At 63.8% G+C, this 22,745-nt stretch carries 18 protein-coding genes; 2 read left to right on the top strand and 16 right to left on the bottom strand.

What is annotated here, in order from left to right; translation table 11 throughout:
* Positions 1-145: 145 nt before the first annotated feature.
* From BGP85_RS21370 to leuC, 16 genes are all read right to left on the bottom strand, one after another.
* Positions 146-916, bottom strand: a complete 771-nt coding sequence (locus BGP85_RS21370) for an SDR family oxidoreductase (protein WP_181004548.1) — start codon at positions 914-916, stop codon at positions 146-148.
* Positions 916-2,127: an O-succinylhomoserine sulfhydrylase gene (locus BGP85_RS21365; RefSeq protein ID WP_103449741.1), complete on the bottom strand. Its 1,212-nt coding sequence runs from the start codon at positions 2,125-2,127 to the stop codon at positions 916-918. Before BGP85_RS21365 ends, BGP85_RS21370 begins: the two co-directional genes overlap by 1 nt.
* 15 nt (positions 2,128-2,142) lie before the next feature.
* Positions 2,143-3,648, bottom strand: coding sequence for an amidophosphoribosyltransferase (gene purF, locus BGP85_RS21360; RefSeq protein ID WP_103449740.1), 1,506 nt, complete (start codon positions 3,646-3,648; stop codon positions 2,143-2,145).
* A gap of 42 nt (positions 3,649-3,690) precedes the next feature.
* A complete protein-coding gene (locus BGP85_RS21355; protein ID WP_103449739.1) occupies positions 3,691-4,248 on the bottom strand; it encodes a CvpA family protein in 558 nt (185 codons plus the stop codon).
* A gap of 171 nt (positions 4,249-4,419) precedes the next feature.
* Positions 4,420-5,082: an SPOR domain-containing protein gene (locus tag BGP85_RS21350; RefSeq protein ID WP_103449738.1), complete on the bottom strand. Its 663-nt coding sequence runs from the start codon at positions 5,080-5,082 to the stop codon at positions 4,420-4,422.
* A 4-nt stretch (positions 5,083-5,086) separates the two neighbouring features.
* The gene (gene folC, locus BGP85_RS21345; RefSeq protein WP_103449737.1) at positions 5,087-6,373 is read right to left on the bottom strand and encodes a bifunctional tetrahydrofolate synthase/dihydrofolate synthase; all 1,287 of its coding nucleotides are present in this window, start codon (positions 6,371-6,373) and stop codon (positions 5,087-5,089) included.
* A complete protein-coding gene (gene accD / locus BGP85_RS21340; protein WP_103449736.1) occupies positions 6,373-7,266 on the bottom strand; it encodes an acetyl-CoA carboxylase, carboxyltransferase subunit beta in 894 nt (297 codons plus the stop codon). The genes folC and accD overlap by 1 nt, the downstream gene beginning before the upstream one ends.
* A gap of 222 nt (positions 7,267-7,488) precedes the next feature.
* Entirely contained in the window at positions 7,489-8,109 is a 621-nt protein-coding gene (locus BGP85_RS21335) for a phosphoribosylanthranilate isomerase (RefSeq protein ID WP_103449735.1), read from the bottom strand.
* 61 nt (positions 8,110-8,170) lie between these two features.
* Positions 8,171-9,025, bottom strand: a complete 855-nt coding sequence (gene truA, locus BGP85_RS21330; protein ID WP_027919148.1) for a tRNA pseudouridine(38-40) synthase TruA — start codon at positions 9,023-9,025, stop codon at positions 8,171-8,173.
* 98 nt (positions 9,026-9,123) lie between these two features.
* Positions 9,124-11,850, bottom strand: coding sequence for a FimV/HubP family polar landmark protein (locus tag BGP85_RS21325; RefSeq protein WP_103449734.1), 2,727 nt, complete (start codon positions 11,848-11,850; stop codon positions 9,124-9,126).
* A gap of 72 nt (positions 11,851-11,922) precedes the next feature.
* Complete coding sequence (locus tag BGP85_RS21320) at positions 11,923-12,927, bottom strand: aspartate-semialdehyde dehydrogenase (RefSeq protein ID WP_103449733.1); 1,005 nt, start codon at positions 12,925-12,927, stop codon at positions 11,923-11,925.
* Positions 12,928-13,068: 141 nt separating this feature from the next.
* Positions 13,069-14,181 carry an aspartate-semialdehyde dehydrogenase gene (asd, locus tag BGP85_RS21315; protein WP_103449732.1) on the bottom strand — a complete coding sequence of 371 codons (1,113 nt, stop codon included), beginning with the start codon at positions 14,179-14,181 and terminating at the stop codon, positions 13,069-13,071.
* A 63-nt stretch (positions 14,182-14,244) separates the two neighbouring features.
* Positions 14,245-15,327 (bottom strand): 3-isopropylmalate dehydrogenase, encoded by a 1,083-nt coding sequence (gene leuB / locus BGP85_RS21310; protein WP_103449731.1) that lies wholly within the window; start codon positions 15,325-15,327, stop codon positions 14,245-14,247.
* 54 nt (positions 15,328-15,381) lie between these two features.
* Entirely contained in the window at positions 15,382-16,146 is a 765-nt protein-coding gene (locus BGP85_RS21305) for a class I SAM-dependent methyltransferase (RefSeq protein WP_103449730.1), read from the bottom strand.
* Positions 16,147-16,258: 112 nt separating this feature from the next.
* Entirely contained in the window at positions 16,259-16,903 is a 645-nt protein-coding gene (gene leuD, locus BGP85_RS21300) for a 3-isopropylmalate dehydratase small subunit (protein WP_103449729.1), read from the bottom strand.
* Complete coding sequence (leuC, locus tag BGP85_RS21295) at positions 16,900-18,333, bottom strand: 3-isopropylmalate dehydratase large subunit (protein WP_103449728.1); 1,434 nt, start codon at positions 18,331-18,333, stop codon at positions 16,900-16,902. The genes leuD and leuC overlap by 4 nt, the downstream gene beginning before the upstream one ends.
* Positions 18,334-18,464: 131 nt before the next feature.
* Here leuC and BGP85_RS21290 point away from each other — a divergent pair, with 131 nt between their 5' ends.
* The gene (locus BGP85_RS21290; RefSeq protein WP_103449727.1) at positions 18,465-19,343 is read left to right on the top strand and encodes a LysR family transcriptional regulator; all 879 of its coding nucleotides are present in this window, start codon (positions 18,465-18,467) and stop codon (positions 19,341-19,343) included.
* Between the two features lie 61 nt (positions 19,344-19,404).
* The gene (locus tag BGP85_RS21285) at positions 19,405-22,701 is read left to right on the top strand and encodes a PAS domain S-box protein (RefSeq protein ID WP_103449726.1); all 3,297 of its coding nucleotides are present in this window, start codon (positions 19,405-19,407) and stop codon (positions 22,699-22,701) included.
* Positions 22,702-22,745: the final 44 nt, after the last annotated feature.

The raw sequence follows: 22,745 nt of genomic DNA, 5'->3' as shown, positions 1-22,745 counted from the left end.
CGATGTTGCTTGTTGCGTTTGCTTCGCTGAGGCCGCGAAATTTACGCAGGTGCCGAAGCTAAGTCAATAGCCCCGTTGAATTTTTTTCAAAAAAGGCCAAAACGGAAAAGGGACCTTTCGGTCCCCTTCCCTTACTGCAGCCTGCTCAGGTGTAGATCATCTTGCGGGTCATGCCGCCGTCGACCACGAACTCCTGGCCAGTGACGAACCCGGCCTGGCGCGACAGCAGCCAGGCGACCATGGCCGCCACATCCTCCACCGTCCCTACCCTGCCCGTCGGGTGCTGGGAATGGTCGGCCTCGGTCAAGGGCTCGGCACGGCGCTGGGACGGGTCACGGGCATCGATCCAGCCAGGGCTCACCGCATTGACGCGGATCTCCGGGCCCAGGCTCATGGCTAGGGCATGGGTCAAGGCTACCAGGCCGCCCTTGCTCGCCGCGTAGGCCTCGGTGTCCGGTTCGGACTGCCGGGCACGGGTCGAAGTCAGGTTGACGATCGCCCCATTGTGCGCACGCAGGTACGGCGCACAATGCTTGGCCAGCAACATCGGGCCATTGAGGTTGACCGCCAGCACCCGGTTCCACTGCGCCAGGCTCAGGCTTTCCAGAGTCTGGTTGTGTGGATTGGCGATCGCCGCGTTGCATACCAGCGCATCCAGCCGCCCGAACTGACCAAGCACCTCGGACACCCCGGCACTGACCTGGGCCTCGTCGGCCACGTCCATGGTGATGAACCAGGCGTTTTCGCCCAGGGCCTTGGCCACCTTGGCACCGCGCTGGCGGTCAAGGTCGCTGAGCACCACTTGCCAACCTTCGCAGATCAGCCACGCGGCAATGCCCAGGCCGATGCCGCGGGCGGCACCGGTGACCAGGGCAACCCGACCGTTATGGCCGGGTACACCGCCGCGGATTTCCATCACAGCGCCGCCAGCCCACGGGCGAGGTCCGCCTGCAGGTCGGCCACGTCTTCCAGGCCCACGGCAACCCGGATCAGGCTGTCGCGGATGCCCGCAGCTTCACGCTCCTGCGGCGTCAGACGGCCGTGGGAGGTGGTGGCCGGGTGGGCGATGGTGGTCTTGCTGTCGCCGAGGTTGGTGGTGATCGAAATCACCCGGGTCGCATCGATGAAGCGCCAGGCGCCCTCTTTGCCACCTTTGACCTCGAAGCTGACCACCGCACCGAAGCCGCTCATCTGACGCTTGGCCAGCTCGTGCTGCGGGTGGCTCGGCAGGCCGGCGTAATGCACCTTCTCCACGCCCTCCTGCTGCTCCAGCCATTCAGCCAGGATCTGGGCACTCTCGCAGTGCGCACGCATGCGCAGCTTGAGGGTTTCCAGGCCTTTGGTGAAGATCCAGGCGTTGAACGGGCTGAGGGTCGGCCCGGCAGTACGCAGGAAGCCCACCACTTCTTTCATCTGCTCGGCACGGCCGGCAACCACGCCCCCCATGCAACGGCCCTGGCCGTCGATGAACTTGGTGGCCGAGTGGAACACGATGTCGGCACCCAGCTTGAGCGGCTGCTGCAAGGCCGGGGTGCTGAAGCAGTTGTCCACCACCAGCATGGCACCACGGGCGTGGGCAATTTCAGCCAGCGCAGGAATATCCACCAACTCGGCCAGCGGGTTGGACGGGGATTCGACGATCAGCAGCTTGGTGTTGGCCTTGATGGCCTTTTCCCAGCCAGCAAGATTGACCAGTGGCACGTAGTCCACCTGCACACCGAAACGCTTGAAGTACTTCTCGAACAGGCTGATGGTCGAGCCGAATACGCTCTGCGACACCAGCACGTGGTCGCCGGCACTGCACAGCGACATGACTACGGCAAGGATCGCCGCCATGCCGGTGGAGGTGCCCACGGCCTGCTCGGCGCCTTCCATGGCCGCCAGGCGCTCTTCGAACGCACGCACGGACGGGTTGGTGTAGCGCGAGTAAACGTTGCCCGGCGTTTCGCCGGCAAAGCGCGCAGCGGCATCGGCCGCCGTGCGGAACACATAGCTGGAGGTCAGGAACAGCGCTTCGCTGTGCTCGGCCTCCGGTGTACGGTTTTGACCGGCGCGCACCGCCAGGGTGTCGAAACCGACACCCTCGAGGTCACTGTCCAGTCGTCCGGCATCCCATTGATCCGTCATGCCGTCGCTCCCAAATCAGTTGTTGTAGAGGTCGATGATTGCGCTGACCGCCTGGTTCTTGACCTTGGCCAGATCGTTACGGGCCTGCTCGATACGGTCAAGGTAGGCTTCGTCGATGTCACCGGTGACGTATTCACCGTTGAACACCGCGCAATCGAAGTGTTCGATCTTGACCTTGCCGCCACCGACCGAGTCGATCAGGTCCGGCAGGTCCTGGTAGACCAGCCAGTCGGCGCCGATCAACTCGGCCACCTGTTCGGTGGTACGGTTGTGGGCGATCAGTTCGTGAACACTCGGCATGTCGATGCCGTAGACGTTGGGGTAGCGCACCGCAGGGGCTGCGGAGCAGAAGTAGACGTTCTTGGCGCCAGCTTCGCGGGCCATCTGGATGATCTGCTTGCAGGTGGTACCGCGCACGATCGAGTCGTCCACCAGCATCACGTTCTTGCCGCGGAATTCCAGCTCGATGGCGTTGAGCTTCTGGCGCACCGACTTCTTGCGTGCGGCCTGGCCAGGCATGATGAAGGTACGGCCGATGTAGCGGTTCTTGACGAAGCCTTCGCGGAACTTAACGCCCAGACGGTTGGCCAGCTCCAGCGCGGCAGTACGGCTGGTGTCCGGGATCGGGATGACCACGTCGATGTCGTGCTCGGGGCGCTCGCGCATGATCTTGTCGGCAAGCTTTTCACCCATGCGCAGACGGGCCTTGTACACCGAGATACCGTCGATGATCGAATCCGGGCGGGCCAGGTAGACGTGCTCGAAGATGCACGGCTGCAGCTTCGGTGCATCGGCACACTGCTTGGTGAACAGCTGGCCTCCTTCGGTGATGTACACCGCTTCGCCCGGCGCCAGGTCGCGGATCAGGGTGAAGCCGAGCACATCGAGGGCGACGCTTTCCGAGGCGATCATGTATTCCACGCCTTCGTCAGTGTGACGCTGGCCGAATACAACCGGACGGATGCCGTTCGGGTCACGGAAGCCGACGATACCGTAGCCGGTGATCATCGCAACCACCGCGTAGCCACCGACGCAACGGCTATGCACGTGGGAAACGGCTGCGAACACGTCTTCTTCGGTCGGTTGCAGCTTGCCACGCACGGCCAGTTCATGGGCGAACACGTTCAGCAGCACTTCCGAGTCGGAATTGGTGTTGACGTGGCGCAGGTCGGACTCGTAGATCTCCTTGGCCAACTGCTCGACGTTGGTCAGGTTGCCGTTGTGCGCCAGGGTGATGCCGTACGGCGAGTTGACGTAGAACGGCTGGGCTTCGGCCGAAGTCGAGCTGCCCGCGGTCGGGTAGCGCACGTGGCCGATACCAATGCTGCCGACCAGGCGCTGCATGTGGCGCTGCTGGAAAACGTCACGCACCAGGCCATTATCCTTGCGCAGGAACAACCGGCCGTCGTGGCTGGTCACGATACCGGCAGCGTCCTGGCCGCGGTGCTGGAGGACCGTAAGCGCGTCATACAGCGCCTGATTGACGTTCGACTTACCGACGATACCGACGATGCCACACATGCGACGCAACCCCTACTTTGATGAAACTTGAACGAACAGTGCTCAGGGCTTTGCCGGCCCGAGCAACTGCTCCTTGAATGGAAGATCAGCCGGAGCGCTGATCAGCCCACTGGGAGTCCACTGACCGGTGAAACCCAGGATCAGGTTTTTCGACCAGTCAGCGACCAATAGAAACTGTGGTATCAGGCGTGATTCCTGCCACCAGGTGTCTTGCTGCACCGGCCCCAGGCTGAGCAGGCCGACGGCCACCACCACCAGCAACCCCCCGCGCGCGGCACCGAAGGCCATGCCGAGGAAACGATCGGTGCCGGACAGCCCGGTCACGCGGATCAGCTCGCCGATAAGGAAGTTGAGCATGGCCCCCACCAGCAGGGTGGCGACGAAAAGAATGGCGCATCCGGCGATGGTGCGCATCGACGGCGTCTGGATATAGCTTTCAAGGTACACCGAAAGCGACCCACCGAACATCCAGGCGACCGCCCCTGCAACGATCCAGATGAGCAGGGACAAGGCTTCCTTGACGAAGCCGCGCTTGAGACTGATCAGTGCGGAGACGGCGATGATCGCGATGATCGCCCAATCAACCAGAGTAAAGGCCACGGTGCTGCCTGCAGACGTTTGAGGCGGCGCATTTTACCAGAGCGAAAGGCCGGGAGTAAGCGGAATGTCAGGTGGATCCCTGAGTCAGGTTTTCAGGCCTGCGTCGCCCTTCTGCAGGAGCGGCCTCATGTCGCGAAAGGCCGCCCGTACCGGGACAGTACTGACCCTGATTCAGCCTTTTTCAGGCTGGAATCGGGTCACGAAGCCATTGAGCTTCTGCTGGCGGTTGATCACGTCTTTCAGCTTGTCAGCCTCGGCGCGCTCGATCAACGGCCCGACATACACCCGGTTCATGCCACCGGCCGAGCGAATGTAGGCGTTGTAGCCCTGGCTGCGCAGGGTCTTCTGCAAGTTCTCGGCGCCGGCCCGGCTGGACAGGCTCGCCAGCTGGATCGACCAGCTCACCGGCAGGCCATTGACGTCGATCTTCGACGGCGCAGGCGCTGGCGCAGTTGCCACTGGGGCGGCCGGCTTGGCAGCGGGCGCCGGCGTTGGCACTGGGGTCTGCGGCTTGGGCTGAGCTTGTACCTGGGGCTGAGTCTGCGGCGACGGCGTGATCGGCTGGCTTGGTGTCCTTACCGGCGCCGTCGACTCATTGACCACCACCGGCGGCTGCTCGGGCTCCTCTGGCAGCGGCTGTGGCTCAGGTACCGCCACCTGCTCCACCTTGACCTCGGGCAGGGTCGGCATGGCCGGCGCCTGCGGGGCGTCGACACGCACCTGGCGCATCTCGTCCTGGCGGGTGAACAGCATCGGCAGGAAAATCACCGCCAGCGCCACCAGCACCAACGCACCCACCATGCGCTGCTTCATCCCTTTGTCCAGCACTGCCATCTAGTCACCCCTCCAGGGCCTGCCGCTCCAGCCATTCCAGGGCCTCGGCGACACAGAAAAACGAACCGAACAGCAGAATCTGATCATCCGCCATCGCCTGCGCACATTGCCCTTCCAGGGCGGCGTCGACGCTGGCGTAAGACTTCACCGCAGCACCATGGTTCGTCAAGGCAGCGGCCAATTCGGCAGCCGGACGGCTGCGTGGGGTGTGCAGAGGCGCTACCGCCCAGTCGTCGACCAAGCCGTGCAGCGGCGCGATGACGCCCTGCAAGTCCTTGTCGGCGAGCAGGCCGAACACTGCCAGGCGCCGCCCCTTCAGTGGGCGCGCAGCCAGACGCCGGGCCAGATACTCCGCAGCGTGCGGGTTATGCCCAACATCCAGCAGCAGTTCCACCGCCCTGCCCTGCCAGGTCAACTGGCGACGATCGAGACGGCCGGTGATGCGGGTGTCGAGCAAGGCCTGACGGACCCGCCCGGCATCCCACGGCAAGCCCATCAGCAGATAGGCCTGCAGGGCCAGGGTGGCGTTCTCCATGGGCAGGTCGAGCAGCGGCAGACCGTGCAAGGCTACCGGCGTGCCGTCTGCAGTGACCCCGCGCCAGTCCCAGCCACTTTCGTGGCTTGCCAGATCGAAGTCGCGACCGCGCAGGAACAGTGGCGTTGCCAATTCGGCGGCCCTGTCCAGCAACGGCTGCGGCGGATCGAGGTCGCCGCACAGCGCCGGCTTACCCTGGCGGAAGATGCCGGCCTTCTCGAAGGCCACCAGCTCGCGGGTATCGCCCAGGTAGTCGACATGGTCGACGCCGATGCTGGTCACCAGCGCCAGGTCGGCATCCACCACGTTCACGGTGTCCAGACGACCACCAAGGCCCACTTCGAGCACTACGGCATCCAGCTGCGACTGGTAGAACAACCAGAACGCCGCCAGCGTGCCCATCTCGAAGTAGGTCAGGGAAATCTCGCCCCGCGCCGCCTCGACGGCGGCGAAGGCCTCGCACAGGCGCTCATCGCTGGCTTCCTGGCCATCGATCAGCACCCGCTCGTTGTAGCGCAACAGGTGGGGCGAACTGTACACCCCTACCTTCAACCCCTGAGCCCTCAGCAGCGAGGCCACAAAGGCGCAAGTCGAGCCCTTGCCATTGGTACCGGTCACCGTGACCACCCGTGGCGCCAGCTTGCCCAGCGCCAGCCGGGCAAGCACCTTCTGCGACCGCTCCAGGCCCATGTCGATAGCCGAGGGGTGCAACTGCTCGAGGTAGGCGAGCCACTCGCCCAGGGATCGTTGTTTCATCACGCGACCGCAGCGACCTCGCGGGCCTGCTCCGGCGTTTCCTGGCCGGTCATCTGCGCCAGCAGGCGAGCCAGACGCGGACGCAGGTCGCCACGGGAGATGATCAGGTCGATGGCGCCGTGCTCCAGCAGGAACTCGCTGCGCTGGAAGCCTTCCGGCAGTTTTTCGCGCACGGTCTGCTCGATCACGCGTGGGCCGGCGAAGCCGATCAGGGCCTTCGGCTCACCGACGATGACGTCGCCGAGCATCGCCAGGCTGGCGGAAACACCGCCGTAGACCGGGTCGGTCAGTACCGAGATGAACGGGATGCCTTCTTCGCGCAGGCGTGCCAGCACGGCCGAAGTCTTGGCCATCTGCATCAGCGAGATCAGCGCTTCCTGCATGCGCGCACCGCCGGAGGCGGAGAAGCAGACCATTGGGCAGCGGTTTTCCAGGGCATAGTTGGCGGCACGCACGAAACGCTCACCGACGATGGCACCCATGGAGCCACCCATGAACGAGAATTCGAAGGCGCTGACCACGATCGGCATGCCCATCAGGGTACCGCTCATGGAGATCAGGGCGTCTTTTTCGCCGGTCTGCTTTTGCGCACCGGCCAGGCGGTCCTTGTACTTCTTGCCGTCACGGAACTTCAGGCGGTCGACTGGCTCCAGCTCGGCGCCCAGTTCGGCGCGGCCTTCCGGGTCAAGGAAGATGTCGATGCGGGCACGTGCGCCGATGCGCATGTGGTGGTTGCACTTGGGGCAGACATCCAGGGTCTTTTCCAGCTCCGGACGATACAGCACGGCCTCGCAGGCCGGGCACTTGTGCCACAGGCCTTCCGGCACCGAGCTCTTCTTCACCTCGGAACGCATGATCGAAGGGATCAGTTTGTCGACTAACCAGTTGCTCATGCTTTCTTTCTCCAGTATTGGCGGACGGGGACCGGACTGGCCGGCCATGCCCTGCCCTTGAGCTCAAATTCTTCTATGAAACGATGACGGCCCGGCCGCAGGGGCTGCCTGCGCACCGCGCCGTCTTCAATCTGTGTTGTGGCCATGCAGCATGCTGCTGGCCGCCCCGCAGGGCTGCGAAACCTATGGACGATGGCGCGCCGCCAGCCGTCACATCTGCCGTCACGCCTGTTTCACAGCGCGCATGAAGGCTTCGATCTTCGCCGCATCCTTGATGCCCTTGGCCTGCTCCACACCGCCACTGACATCCACCGCATACGGCCGCACCTGGGAGATCGCCTGGCCAACGTTGTCGGCCGACAACCCGCCCGCGAGGATGATCGGCTTGCTCAGCCGCGCCGGCACCAGCGACCAGTCGAAGGCCTCGCCGGTACCGCCAGGCACACCGGCAACGTACGTGTCGAGAAGAATGCCGCGAGCGCCAGCATAGTGCTGGCAGGCGGCTTCCAGGTCATCGCCCGGGCGCACGCGCAGGGCCTTGATCCAGGGCCGATGATAACCTTCGCAATCGGCCGGGGTTTCGTCGCCGTGGAACTGTAGCAGGTCCAGCGGCACCACTTCGAGAATCTCGTTCAGCTCGCAACGCGAGGCGTTGACGAACAGCCCGACCGTGGTCACGAACGGCGGCAACTCGGCAATGATCGCCCGCGCCTGGCGAACGTCCACGGCACGCGGACTTTTGGCATAGAAGACGAAACCGATGGCATCGGCCCCCGCCTCAGCGGCGGCCAGCGCGTCCTCGATGCGGGTGATCCCGCAGATCTTGCTGCGAACGTTGCTCATGGACTGCAAACCCTGAGTGAACTTGTGAAGGGCCCGATGTTAGCAAATGACTTTTGACGCGTCAGTCGGCCAACGCCTCGTAACCGGTCAAAAAGTGTGGGCCAATGTAACGCTGCGGCAACTGGAACTCTTCCGGGTACTCCACTTGCACCAGGTACAAGCCGTAAGGGTGCGCGGTAACCCCGCCCTCGCGGCGGTTGCGCCCTTCCAGCACCTCGCGCGCCCATTCGACCGGGCGCTCACCGGCACCGATGGTCATCAGTACGCCGGCAATGTTGCGCACCATGTGGTGCAGGAAGGCCGTGGCGCGCACGTCCAGCACGATCATCTGGCCATGGCGGGTCACGCGCAGGTGATGGATGTGCTTGATCGGCGACTTGGCCTGGCACTGGCTGGCACGGAAGGCGCTGAAGTCATGGGTACCGAGCAGGTACTGGGCAGCCTGGGCCATGCGCTCGACGTCCAGCGGGCGGTGGTTCCAGGTCACTTCCTCGGCCAGGTGCGCGGGGCGGATCGGGTCGTTGTAGATCACGTAGCGGTAGCGCCGGGCACAGGCCTTGAAGCGCGCATGGAAGTCCGCCGGCATCGGCCGCGACCAGACCACACTGATGTCGTGGGGCAGGTTGAAATTGGTGCCCAGGGTCCAGGCACGCTCGTCACGCACGGCGCGGGTGTCGAAATGCACGATCTGCCCACAGCCGTGCACGCCGGCATCGGTGCGCCCGGCGCAGATGACGCTGATCGGCTCGTCGGCCACCTTCGAAAGCGCCTGCTCGAGGGCCTGCTGGACGCTGGGCACACCGCTGGCCTGGCGCTGCCAGCCGCGGTAGCGCGAGCCCTTGTATTCCACACCCAGGGCAATGCGGGTGAAGCCTTCGGCGGCCGATTCGGTGGCGGCGGTGTCGATGATGTCCAAGAGCGTGAAACCTGTGGGTGATACGGAATGGCGGGGATTATAACGACAACGGCAGCCGTGTAGGGCTGCCGTCGTGGTTGTTACTGCCTGAAGCGGAATCAGACCAGGCGCGAGAGCATCTCTTCGGCTTCCTGACGCTGGCCGTCATCACCATCCTTGACCACTTCGTCGAGGATGTCGCGGGCACCCTGGTGGTCGCCCATATCGATGTAGGCGCGTGCCAGGTCGAGCTTGGTCGCTACTTCGTCGGCACCGGAGAAGAAGTCGAAGTCGAGGTCGTCCAGTGGCTCGGGCTCGGCTGCGGCGTCTTCGGCAGTGAAGTGCGGCTCCAGCGATGGCGACTCCAGGCTCTGCGACAGCTTGTCGAGCTCGGCGTTGACGTCGCTCAGCTCCGAGGCAAAGCTCTTGGCTGCCGGCGAGTCGTCATCCAGCGACAGCGACAGGTCGAAGTCGTCCGGCAGTTCCAGCTCGGAAATCGGGTCGAATTCCGGGATGGCGTCGAAGGCTGCCAGCTCGGCGGCAACGTCCACCGGCTCTTCTTCCGCCGCAACCGGGGTAGCCGGAGCAGCCGTTTCGCCACTGTCCAGATCGAAATCGGCCAGGTCGAAATCAGCCAGGTCGTCGACGCTCTGCGGCTCGGCCTGAGCCTGGGCCAGCAAGGCTTCGAAATCGTCATCGGCATCGGTTTCCGGCGCAACGGCTGGCGGCTCGGCTTCCATCTGCGCTTCGGCCAGTGGCGCCTCATCCAGCATCGGCGGCTCGAGCTGATCATCAACTGGCAGATCATCACCCAGGCTCAGGTCGAAGGCGCTATCCAGGTCGTTATCATCGAGCACCGAGGTCTCGGTGAACGCCTCGGCGGCTGCTTCGAGCTCAGGTTCAGATGCTGGTTCAGGTGCCGGCTCTTGCTCGACGACTGCCTGCGGCTCAGGTGCCGCTTCAGGCTCTGCTTCTGCTTGCGGCTCTTCCTGAAGCAACTCCTGCACATACTGCTCGTCCATTTCGGCGGCCAGTGCCGCAGCACCCACACCGACGGCGGCAGCAGCAGCGAGCCCCAGCATGGCCGGGTAGCGCTCCTTGAGGCTGTTGACCTGCGCGGTGTTCGCTTCGCTACCAGGCAGCTTGCGCTCCTGCTCGACGAAGGCGCTGTGGTCGCCCTGGCGGGCATAGACGTCCATCAGCTTGAGGCGCAGGGCATCATTTTCCGGCTGCGCCGCCACTGCCGTTTCCAGCAGGTCGGCCGCATGATTCAGGCGACCACGTGACAGGCTCAGATCCACCTCAGCCAGCAGTTCTGCGTTCGGGTCCTGTGCCGGCTCGGGCGAGGCAACCGGGGCAACAGGCGCAGCAGCAGCCGGTTTTTCCGCAGCCACAGCAGCGGCAGCAGAAGCCGCCACCACGGCAGGCGACAGGGTGACGCTCGGCGCGGACACTTCCAGCTCGTCGAAGCTGCTAGGTGGCAGGTCGAGATCAGGGCTGCGCTCGCCCTCCTCGGCCAGCGCACGGGCCATGCGCAGGTGTTTTTCCGCTTCCTGCTGGGCCTTGCGCTTGCGTGCCAACAGCAACAGCAGGAGCAACAGCACCAGGAACGCGGAGCCGGCGATCAGGCCGAGCACCATAGGATTGGCCAGCATCTTGTCGATTGCGCCTGGCTGCGCAGGTTCAGCCCCATCGGCGGGGGCTGCAGCCGGGGCCGTATCGACAGCGGCCGGTGCCGGTGCGACCACAGGCTCGGCCGGGGCCGCCTCTGCCGCAGCGGGCTGAGCAGGGGCCGGCTCGCCCGGCAAGGCGCCCGCAGGCGGTGCTTCAGGTGCCGCGCCCTGGGCTTCCAGTCGCGCCAACTGGTCATTCTTCAGCTGGATCAGCTTCTGCAGCTTGTCCATCTGACTCTGCAGGTCGCTCACCCGACTCTTCAGTTCGTCGTTGTCACGACGGCTGGTATCCAGGCTTTCCTGGGCCACCGCCAACTTGTCGCTGATGGCCTTGGCGCTGTTGCCGCCAGTCTGCTTGCCAGGGCTGACCAGGCGCAAGTTGTCGCCCTGGGCGATACGCTCGGGCGCGGCGTCGGCGGCACCGCGGCGGGTGGCATCCAGCTGCCGCGCACGCGGCCCCAGGCGCCGACCTTCACGCCAGGCCGCGTACTGCTCGGCCACTTCGCGATTGGCTTCGCGCTGGGGAATGCTCTGGGCCTGCTGCGGGTCGGGCAGGCGCAGGACCTGGCCAACCTTCAGCTGGTTGATGTTGTTGCCGATGAAGGCATCCGGATTGAGCGCCTGGATGGCGATCATGGTCTGCTGTACCGAGCCACCGCCCTGGGTATTGCGGGCGGCGATTTGCCACAGGGTGTCGCGGCGCTTGGTGGTGTAGCTGCCTGCGCTGCTGGTCGCCGGGTTGACATTGGCCGCAGCGGGCTGCTGGCCCTGGGCCTTGGCCTGGTCAAGCAGCACGCTGTAGTCGCGCAGCAGGCGACCCTGGGGCCACATTACCTGGACCAGGAACTTGACCACCGTGCCTGGCAGTGGCTGGCTGGAGGTGACCCGCAGCACGCTCTTGCCGTTGGGGTTGATCACCGGGGTGAAGGTCAGGTCTTCGAGGTAGCTCGGAAACTCCACCCCGGCCTTGCTGAACTCTTCCGGTGGCGCCAGGCTCGGCGCCACTTCGGCTGCGGTGAGGTCGCGCACATCGAGCAGTTCGATCTCGGCGTCCAGAGGCTGGTTCTGTGCCGACTTCAACGTCAGTTCACCCAACCCCAGGGCATTCGCCATGCCCGACGTCAGCGCAGACGCTGCCGCCATGGCCAGAACCAGTTTGCGAATTCGAAGCATGACCTCTTCCCTTGTATGAATCGTCCCAAAAACCTGCGTGCGGCGCGGGACAAAAGTGCTCGCCAGTATCTTTTACGCCATGTGTTTAATCAACAATTGCGCCACCTGCACGGCGTTCAAAGCAGCGCCCTTGCGCACATTGTCGGTAGTCAACCAGAGATTGAGCTGCTGGTTTTCGTCAATTCCATGGCGTACACGACCAACATAGACCACGTCTTGGCCGACTGCGTCACCGACCGGAGTCGGATAATCATCGTTTTCCACCAGTTCGACACTTTCGGCCTGTTCCAATGCCTGGTTGACCTGCACCAGATCGACCGCGCGACCACTCTGCACCGCCACACTGAAGCTATCGCCGAAAAACACCGGGACTTGAATGCAGCTCACGGAAATCTTCAGTTCCGGCAGGCCCAGCAGCACACGCAGTTCGCCAACCAGGCGGCGCTCCACGGCAGTATGCCCGTGCTCGTCGACCGCACCGACCTGGGCCAGCAGGTTGAAGGCCATCTGCCGATCGAAGAAACGTGGCTCCAGCGGGCGGGCGTTGAGCAGCTCGGCGGTTTGCCGGGCCAGTTCGCTGACCGCTTCGCGACCTTGCGCGGACACCGCCAGGGCAGCCATGACCTGCACCCGTTCGATATCCAGCTGACCTTTGAGCGGTGCCAGGGCAACCGCCACGGCAACGGCTGCGCAGCTAGGGCTGGTAATGCGGGCTGGCAGGTTCAATGTGGCAAGGCTGTCGCCATTAGCCTCCGGGACCACGGCCAGGGCATCCTCCAGGCCACCGGAAAGGTCGATGACCGTGCAGCCGGCCTGCTCGGCCTTGCTGGCAAAGCTACGACTGACGGCCGGGCTGGCGGCGAAGAAGGCCAGCTTGACCTGAGCGAAGTCAAAGCTGTCGACCTCACGCACCTTGAGCTTCTTGCCGGCGAACATCACGCTGCTGCCCGCCGACTCCATGCTGGCCAGCAGGTGCAGGGTGCCGACCGGAAAGGCCAGTTCTTCGAGGATCTGCACGAGGGTTTCACCGACGCTGCCAGTGGCGCCGACGACGGCGATGTCCAGGGGGGTGGTCATGGTAGAGATCCTTTTGCTGAAACGGCGGGGGGCGGCACTTTACTTGGATTGTAGTGTTTTGTCTTTGCTGGCCTCTTCGCGGCACAGGCATAAAAAAACCCGCACTGTCACCAGCGCGGGTTTTCTGTGCAGCAGAAGCGATCAACGCTCCAGCAGGATCCGCAGCATGCGGCGCAGCGGTTCGGCAGCGCCCCACAGCAGCTGGTCACCCACGGTGAAAGCGCCCAGGTACTGGGAGCCCATGTTCAGCTTGCGCAGGCGGCCAACCGGGATGTTCAGGGTACCGGTGACCTTGGTCGGGGTCAGCTCTTGCATGCTGATCTCGCGCTGGTTCGGTACCAGTTTCACCCATGGGTTGTGCTGGCTGATCATGCCTTCGATGTCGGCCAATGGCACGTCCTTGTTCAGCTTGATGGTCAGTGCCTGGCTGTGGCAGCGCATGGCGCCGATGCGCACGCAGATACCGTCGACCGGGACCGGGTTCTTGAAGCGGCCGAGGATTTTGTTGGTCTCGGCCTGGGCCTTCCACTCTTCACGGCTCTGCCCGTTCGGCAGTTCCTTGTCGATCCACGGGATCAAGCTGCCGGCCAGCGGCACGCCGAAGTTTTCGGTCGGGAACGCTTCGCTGCGCATGGCTTCAGCCACCTTGCGGTCGATGTCGAGGATGGCGCTGGCCGGGTTGGCCAGGTCATCGGCAACGGCCGCATGGGTAGCGCCCATCTGCTTGATCAGCTCGCGCATGTTCTGTGCGCCGGCACCGGAGGCCGCCTGGTAGGTCATGGCACTCATCCACTCGACCAGGCCGGCTTCGAACAGGCCACCCAGGCCCATCAGCATCAGGCTGACGGTGCAGTTGCCGCCGATGTAGTTCTTGGTACCGGCGTCGAGCTGCTGGTCGATGACCTTGCGGTTGACCGGGTCGAGCACGATGACCGCGTCGTCCTGCATGCGCAGCGACGAAGCGGCATCGATCCAGTAACCCTGCCAGCCTGCTTCACGCAGCTTGGGGAACACCTCGTTGGTGTAGTCGCCGCCCTGGCAGGTCAGGATCACGTCGAGGGTCTTGAGTTCTTCAATCGAATAAGCGTCCTTGAGCGGAGCAATATCCTTGCCCACGTTCGGGCCTTGGCCACCCACGTTGGACGTGGTGAAGAACACCGGCTCGATAAGGTCGAAATCCTGCTCCTCCAGCATCCGCTGCATGAGCACGGAACCGACCATACCGCGCCAACCGATCAGACCTACACGTTTCATCGCAACTACACCTTTGCTAAAAGTGGGCCGCCACCTTGAGTTTTTGGTGGCGGGCCAGAGAGATTACAGATTCCGCAGCGCTGCGACTACTGCGTCGCCCATTTCCTGCGTGCCTACTTTATCGCAGCCTGCCGACCAGATGTCGCCGGTACGCAGGCCCTGGTCCAGGACGATGCTGACGGCCTTCTCGATTGCCTCGGCTGCCACCTGCTGATTGAAGCTGTAACGCAACATCATCGACACCGACAAAATGGTCGCCAGCGGGTTGGCGATGCCCTGCCCGGCGATGTCTGGAGCCGAACCGTGACAAGGCTCGTACATGCCCTTGTTGTTGGCATCCAGGGAGGCCGAAGGCAGCATGCCGATGGAACCGGTCAGCATGGAAGCCTCATCCGACAGGATGTCACCGAACATGTTGTCGGTCACTACCACGTCGAATTGTTTCGGTGCGCGGACCAGCTGCATGGCAGCGTTGTCGACGTACATGTGGCTCAGTTCGACGTCCGGGTAATCCTTGGCCACGTCTTCGACCACTTCACGCCACAGCTGGCTGGAAGCCAGGACGTTCGCCTTGTCCACCGAGCACAGCTTCTTGCCGCGCACGCGGGCCATGTCGAAGCCAACGCGGGCGATCCGGCGCACTTCGCTTTCGCTGTACGGCAGGGTGTCGTAGGCCTGACGCTCGCCGCCTTCCAGCTCGCGCTGGCCACGTGGAGCACCGAAGTAGATGCCGCCGGTCAGCTCACGGACGATGAGAATATCCAGGCCCGCGACGATTTCCGGCTTCAGCGAGGAAGCGTCGGCCAGCTGCGGGTAGAGGATGGCCGGGCGCAGGTTGGCGAACAGGCCCAGTTGTGAACGGATTTTCAGCAGGCCGCGTTCCGGGCGGATGTCACGCTCGATCTTGTCCCATTTCGGGCCGCCCACGGCGCCCAGCAGCACGGCGTCGGCCTTGCGTGCACGCTCCAGGGTCTCATCGGCCAGCGGTACGCCGTGCTTGTCGATGGCGGCGCCGCCGATCACGTCGTGCTCGAGGCTGAAGCCGAGCTGGAACTTGTCGTTGGCCAATTCCAGCACCTTGACCGCCTCGGCCATGATTTCCGGACCAATGCCATCACCTGGGAGAATCAGAATCTGCTTGCTCATGCTTTCCTCTATCCATTCACGCGGTGCGGCCAAGCGGGCCCCACCGAAAAGTGCTTATCGCTCGGCCCACAACACCAGTACATCAGTGCTGAACGAGCCATCGGCCTCGATCTGGTAATACTGCCGTACTTCTTCGCCCATGGCTTGCTGCAATTGGAGGATGGCAACGCGCATCGACTCCGGGGTGCGCATGCGCTCCACCCAGCTGGCAAACTCCAGGCGCAACGGTTGGCGCGTGTGGCTGCGCACATGCAGGCCAGCTTCGCTGACCTGGCGCTGCCATTCGGCAGCGGAGTAGTCGCGCACGTGACTGGTGTCACGCAGCACTTCCACAGTTTGCAGGTAGGTGTCTAGCAACGGGCTGCCCGGCGACATCACGTCGATGAACGCTGCCACGCCACCCGGCTTGAGCACCCGGCGAACTTCGCGCAGGGCCAGGCCGAGGTCGCTCCAGTGGTGCGCCGAATAGCGGCTGAAGACGAAATCGAACGAAGCGTCGCCGAACGGCAGGCGTTCGGCGGCACCGCGCTCGGTAGTGATATTGCCCAGGCCGCGCTCGCTGGCGGCGCTGGCGACCACGTCGAGCATCGATTGCGAGAGGTCGTAGGCGACCACTTCGGCAACCAGGGGCGCGACGTGAAAACTGACATGGCCGGCACCGCACCCCAGGTCCAGCACGCGGGCATTGCCCTGCCCCGCCAGTGCTGCCTGCAGCAGGGCGAATTCGCTGCCCTGGGCGTGCACGGCGCTACTGAGGTAGGCGCTGGCCTGTTCGCCGAACTGGCGTTGGACCACATCGGTGTGGGAGGTGCTGGTCATGGCTGAATCCTATGGTTTTTTTGTTGCCTGTACGGGCCTCTTCGCGGGGCAAGCCCGCTCCTGCAGGGAGCGGGTTTACCCGCGAAGAGGCCAGCACTGCTAGCTACGCACTTCAGGCATCACGGAACAGCCAAGGCTGGCCGACGCGGTGCTTGCCTTCGAATGCCTTGATCGCGTCGCTGTCCTGCAAGGTCAGGCCGATGTCGTCCAGGCCATTGAGCAGGCAGTGCTTGCGGAACGCATCGATCTCGAAGTGCAGCACCTTGCCATCCGGGCGGGTCACCGCCTGCGCCTGCAGGTCGATGGTCAGCTGGTAGCCTGGGGTGGCTTCAACCTGCTTGAACAGCTCGTCGACTTCCTCGTCGCTGAGAATGATCGGCAGCAAGCCGTTCTTGAAGCTGTTGTTGAAGAAGATATCGGCGAAGCTCGGTGCGATCACGCTGCGGAAGCCGTACTCGTCCAGTGCCCACGGCGCGTGCTCACGGCTCGAACCGCAGCCGAAGTTCTCCCGCGCCAGCAGCACGCTGGCACCTTGGTAACGTGCGTGGTTGAGCACGAATTCCTGGTTCAGCGGGCGCTTGCTGTTGTCCTGGTACGGCTGGCCGACATCCAGGTAGCGCCACTCGTCGAACAGGTTGGGGCCGAAACCGGTGCGATTGATCGACTTGAGGAACTGCTTGGGGATGATCTGGTCGGTGTCGACGTTGGCACGATCCAACGGCGCGACGAGGCCAGTGTGCTGGGTAAAGGCTTTCATGCTGCGCTCCCTTGGATCAACTCGCGGACATCGATGAAGTGGCCGGTCACTGCGGCGGCGGCAGCCATGGCCGGGCTGACCAGGTGGGTACGGCCACCAGCGCCCTGACGGCCTTCGAAGTTGCGGTTGGAGGTGGACGCGCAATGCTCGCCACTTTCCAGGCGGTCCGGGTTCATCGCCAGGCACATCGAGCAGCCGGGTTCACGCCATTCGAAGCCGGCTTCGAGGAAAATCTTGTCCAAGCCTTCACGCTCGGCCTGGGCCTTGACCAGGCCCGAGCCCGGTACGACCAGCGCCTGCTTGACTGTCGCGGCGACCTTGCGGCCCTTGGCGATTTCGGCAGCGGCGCGCAGGTCTTCGATGCGCGAGTTGGTGCACGAACCGATGAACACGCGGTCGAGCTTGATGTCGGTGATCGCCTGGTTGGCGGCGAGGCCCATGTACTTGAGGGCACGCTCGATAGAACCACGCTTGATCAGGTCTGGCTCAGCGGCCGGGTCCGGAACACGCTGATCCACGGCCAACACCATTTCCGGCGAAGTGCCCCAGCTGACTTGCGGCTTGATCTGCGCGGCATCGAGCTCGACCACGGTGTCGAACACGGCGTCGTCGTCGGAAACCAGGTCTTTCCACGCTTCAACGGCACGCTTCCAGTCCTCGCCCTTCGGCGCGTACGGGCGGCCTTCGACGTAGGCGACGGTGGTGGCATCGGTCGCTACCAGGCCAACACGGGCACCGGCCTCGATGGACATGTTGCAGATGGTCATGCGGCCTTCCATCGACAATTCGCGGATGGCGCTGCCAGCGAATTCCATGGCGTGGCCGTTGCCACCGGCGGTGCCGATCTTGCCGATCACGGCAAGGACGATGTCCTTGGCGGTGACACCAGCCGGCAACTGGCCTTCGACACGCACCAGCATGTTCTTCATCTTCTTGGCGACCAGACACTGGGTGGCGAGCACGTGCTCGACCTCGGACGTGCCGATGCCATGGGCCAAGGCACCGAAAGCGCCGTGGGTGGAGGTGTGCGAGTCGCCGCAGACTACGGTCATGCCTGGCAAGGTTGCACCCTGCTCCGGGCTGATGACGTGGACGATGCCTTGGCGTTCGTCGTTCATCTTGAATTCGACGATGCCATATTCGTCACAGTTCTCATCGAGGGTCTGCACCTGCAGGCGCGACACCTGGTCGACGATGGCTTCGATGCCGCCCTTGCGCTCTGGCGTGGTCGGCACGTTGTGGTCCGGGGTGGCGATGTTGGCATCGATGCGCCACGGCTTGCGGTTGGCCAGGCGCAGGCCTTCGAAGGCCTGGGGCGACGTCACTTCGTGAATGATATGGCGGTCGATGTAGATCAAGGACGAGCCGTCATCACGGCGCTTGACCTCATGGGCTTCCCAGAGTTTGTCGTAGAGCGTTTTACCAGCCATCAGACTGTTCCTCATCAGCGTCTTTCTATGCCAAAGACCCCTTGGCTTGTACGGACGATGCTATGGGGTTAGATTGAATAACTCAAATTCATAATTTTTATGCTTTGGATAACCAAAAGGAATCCTAAATCGTGGACCTGGCCAACCTGAGCGCGTTCATTGCCATTGCCGAGACCGGCAGCTTCTCTGGCGCCGGCGAACGCCTGTTCCTCACCCAGCCGGCGATCAGCAAACGCATCGCTGGCCTGGAACAGCAACTGGACGTGCGCCTGTTCGATCGCCTGGGTCGCGAAGTGACCTTGACCGAAGCCGGCCGCGCACTGCTGCCCCGCGCCTACCAGATCCTCAACGTCCTCGATGATACCCGACGGGCGCTGACCAATTTGACGGGGGAAGTGAGCGGTCGTCTCACCCTGGCCACCAGCCACCACATCGGTTTGCACCGCCTGCCCCCGCTTTTACGGGCTTTCACCCGGCAGTACCCGGCTGTGGCATTGGATATCCAGTTCATGGATTCGGAACAGGCCTACGATGAAATCCTCCATGGCCGCGCTGAAATTGCCGTCATTACCCTTGCCCCTGAGCCTCATCACCTGGTCAGGGCCGTACCGGTCTGGGACGACGCCCTGGATTTCGTGGCGGCGCCCGAGCATCCACTGGCCAGCAACCAGGCGGTCAGCCTGGCCGATGTCGCCCGCAACCCGGCGGTATTCCCCGGCGGCAACACCTTCACCCACCACATCGTCCAGCGCCTGTTCGAAAGCCAGGGACTGACGCCGAACATCGCCATGAGCACCAACTACCTGGAAACCATCAAGATGATGGTGTCGATCGGCCTGGCGTGGAGCGTGCTGCCCCGGACTATGCTGGATGATCAGGTTGCACCTATCGCTTTGCCCGGCATACAGCTGTCGCGCCAGCTAGGCTACATTCTGCACACGGAGCGCACGCTATCGAACGCTGCAAGGGCCTTCATGGCCCTGCTCGACAGCCACGCAGGGTCCGCCTGACCGGTCGTCAGCTCGGCATTTCCAACTCATGGACGCGTCACACGCCAAAGGTTTGGTACCAATGCCCAAATCAGCAAATCGCTTTCCGCGCCTGCCGCGTATCCCTGCGGCCGACCCGCAGGAATCGGAACAGGCCTGGCAGAACGCCCCGCAGCTGCTGGCGGCACTCAATGGCGCACGCCTGGGTGCCTGGCTGTGGGATATCGATACCGGCCGGATCAGCTGGTCACGGGGTACCCAGGCGCTGTTCGGCTTCGACCCGCAACGCCCGCTGCCCAACGACATCGACTACCTCGACCTGCTGCCGGAAGAAGACCGCGCCCGCACCCGCCAGCTGTTTCATGCAGTCGTCAATGGCGAACCGGTGGAACAGGCCATGCGCCATCGCATCCGCTGGCCTGACGGCAGCCTGCACTGGCTGGAAATCAACGGAAGCCTGACCCACGACCGCCATGGCCGACGGCAGATGATTGGGGTAATCCGCGAAATCACCCGCCAGCGCGAACGGGAAACCGCGCTGATCAACTCGGAAAAGCGCTTCGCCACGCTGTTCCACCTGAGCCCCAACGCCATTTTGCTGAGCCGCCGCCAGGACGGCATGATCATCGAGGTCAACCAGCACTTCGAGGACATGTTCGGCTGGCCCGGCGGCCAGGTGATCGGCAAGACCAGCATCGAACTGGGCTTGTGGGTCAACCCCGAGCAGCGCCATCAGGTGATCGAGGCCACCCGCAGCAACCACGGCCCGGCAATCATGGAAGTGCAGTTCCGTGCCAGCACCGGCAAGCTCCACGACGGCATTCTGTGCACCCAGAGCATCGAGATGGAAGGCGTCACCTACCTGATCAGCACCTTCGTCGATACCACCGAACGCAAACGCGCAGAGCAAGCCCTCAAGGACAGCCAGGAGCGCCTCGACCTGGCGCTGGACTCGGCGCAACTTGGCACCTGGGACTGGCATATCCCCAGCGGCATGCTCTACGGCTCGGCCCGCGCTGCGCAACTGCACGGGCTGGACCCGGTGCCGTTCCATGAGTCGTTCGATTCGTTCTTCGAAGGCGTACCGGAACACGAACGCGCCAGCATGCGCCAAGCCTACCGCAGCCTGCGCGAAGGCCCGGCCGGAAACTACCAGATCACCTACCGCGTACAGCTGGAAAACGGCACCTCGCGCTACATCGAAAGCCGTGCCCGCCTGTATCGCGACGACCAAGGCAACCCGTTGCGCATGGCAGGCACCTTGCTCGATATCACCGAGCAGGTAGAACGCGAACAGCGCCTGAGCGCCTCGGAAGAGAAATTCGCCAGCCTGTTCCAGGTCAGCCCCGACCCGATCTGCGTGACCCGCCAGGACACGGGCCAGTTCATCGAGATCAACCCGGCCTTCACCCAGACCTTCGGCTGGAATGCCGAACAGGTAATCGGCCGCACCGCCGAAGAGATCGGCCTGTGGGCCGAATCGATCGAACGCGCCCAGCGCATCGAGCGGGTGATCCGCGAACAGGCACTGAGCAATGTCGCGGTGGTGGTCAACCACCGCAACGGCTCGCCGCTGACCTGTGTCATCGCCAGCCGCCTGATCAGCGTCGATGACCAGCCGTGCAGCGTCACCACCCTGCGCGACATCACCCAGCAGCAACGCGCCGAGGCGGCCCTCAAATCCAGCGAAGAGAAGTTCGCCAAAGCCTTCCACTCCAGCCCCGACGCCATCACCATCACCGAACGCCGCAGTGGCCGCTACCTGGAAGTCAACGACGGCTTCTGCCGGCTGACCGGCTACAGCGCTGACGAAGTGATCGGCCGCAGCGTCTACGAAATCGGCATCTGGGCCGACGACAAGCAGCGCGGCGCCCTGCTCAGCGAGCTCAAGGAGCGCGGCCGTGTGCACCACCGGGAGATGCTCGGGCGCAACAAGCGCGGCGACATCCTCACCGTGGAGGTGTCCGTGGAGCCGATCAGCCTCAATGAGGTCGACTGCCTGCTGCTGACTGCCCGCGATGTCAGCCAGCTGAAGAACGCCCAGGCGCAGATCCGCCACCTGGCCTACCACGACCCGCTGACCAACCTGCCCAACCGCGCCTTGCTGATGGACCGCCTGAGCCAGCAGATCGCCCTGCTGCGCCGCCACAATCTGCGCGGCGCGCTGCTGTTCCTCGACCTCGACCACTTCAAGCACATCAACGACTCGCTCGGCCACCCGGTGGGCGACACCGTGCTGAAGATCATCACCGCACGCCTGGAGGCCAGCGTGCGCCTGGAAGACACCGTGGCGCGCCTGGGTGGCGATGAGTTCGTGGTGCTGCTCAGCGGCCTGGAAGGCAGCCGCGAAGCCGTGGAAAGCAAGGTCCGCGAACTGGCCGACACGCTGCGCGAACTGCTGGCCGAACCGATGTCGCTGGACGGCCAGCGCCTGCAAGTGACACCGAGCATCGGCGTGGCACTGATCCCCGACCACGGCACCACGCCGGCCGACTTGCTCAAGCGCGCCGACATCGCCCTTTACCGGGCCAAGGATTCCGGGCGCAACACCACCGAGCTGTTCCACACCACCATGCAAAAGGCCGCCAGCGAGCGCCTGCGCATGGAAAGCGACCTGCGCCTGGCCCTGGCCCGCGGCGAGCTGGCCTTGCATTTCCAACCCCAGGTCGATGCCCGCGACAATCGCATCGTCGGTGCCGAAGTACTGCTGCGCTGGCACCATCCACAGCTGGGCCAGCAACCCCCCGCGCAGTTCATCCAGGTACTGGAAGAAAGCGGCCTGATTCTCGAAGTTGGCAGCTGGATCCTCGACGAAGCCTGCGACGCTTGCGCGCACATGCTCGAAGACGGCCTGATCGACGCCAATGACTTCAGCCTGTGCGTGAACATCAGCCCGCGGCAGTTCCGCCAGAACGATTTCGTCGAACGGGTGCTGCGCAGCCTGGACGACTACCGATTACCGCGGCAGATCCTGAAGCTGGAGATCACCGAGGGCATCGTCATACAGAACCTGGAAGACACCATCAGCAAGATGCGTGAACTCAAGCGCTATGGCGTGAGCTTTGCCATGGATGACTTCGGCACGGGCTATTCCTCGCTGACCTACCTCAAGCGCCTGCCGGTGGACGCGCTCAAGATCGACCAGACGTTCGTCCGCGACGCGCCGGAAGACCCCAACGATGCCGAGATTGTCCGCGCCATCGTGGCCATGGCCCGCAGCCTGGACCTGGCGGTGATTGCCGAAGGGGTGGAACTGACCGAGCAACTGGCGTTTCTCGAACGCCTGGGCTGCCACCTGTACCAAGGCTACCTGCACAGCCGACCACTGCCGCTGCCGGAATTCAGGCAGATGTTGCTGGAAGCACCGGCGGATTACTGAAACGAAGAAAGGGCACCCGAGGGTGCCCTTTCTTTGATCCCGCT

Origin of the sequence: Pseudomonas putida (genome assembly GCF_002906855.1) — a bacterium.
GTDB classification, from domain to species: Bacteria; Pseudomonadota; Gammaproteobacteria; order Pseudomonadales; family Pseudomonadaceae; genus Aquipseudomonas; species Aquipseudomonas putida_N.
The sequence above is the reverse complement of the archived record's forward strand: the minus strand, read 5'-3'. Positions and strand labels throughout refer to the sequence as shown.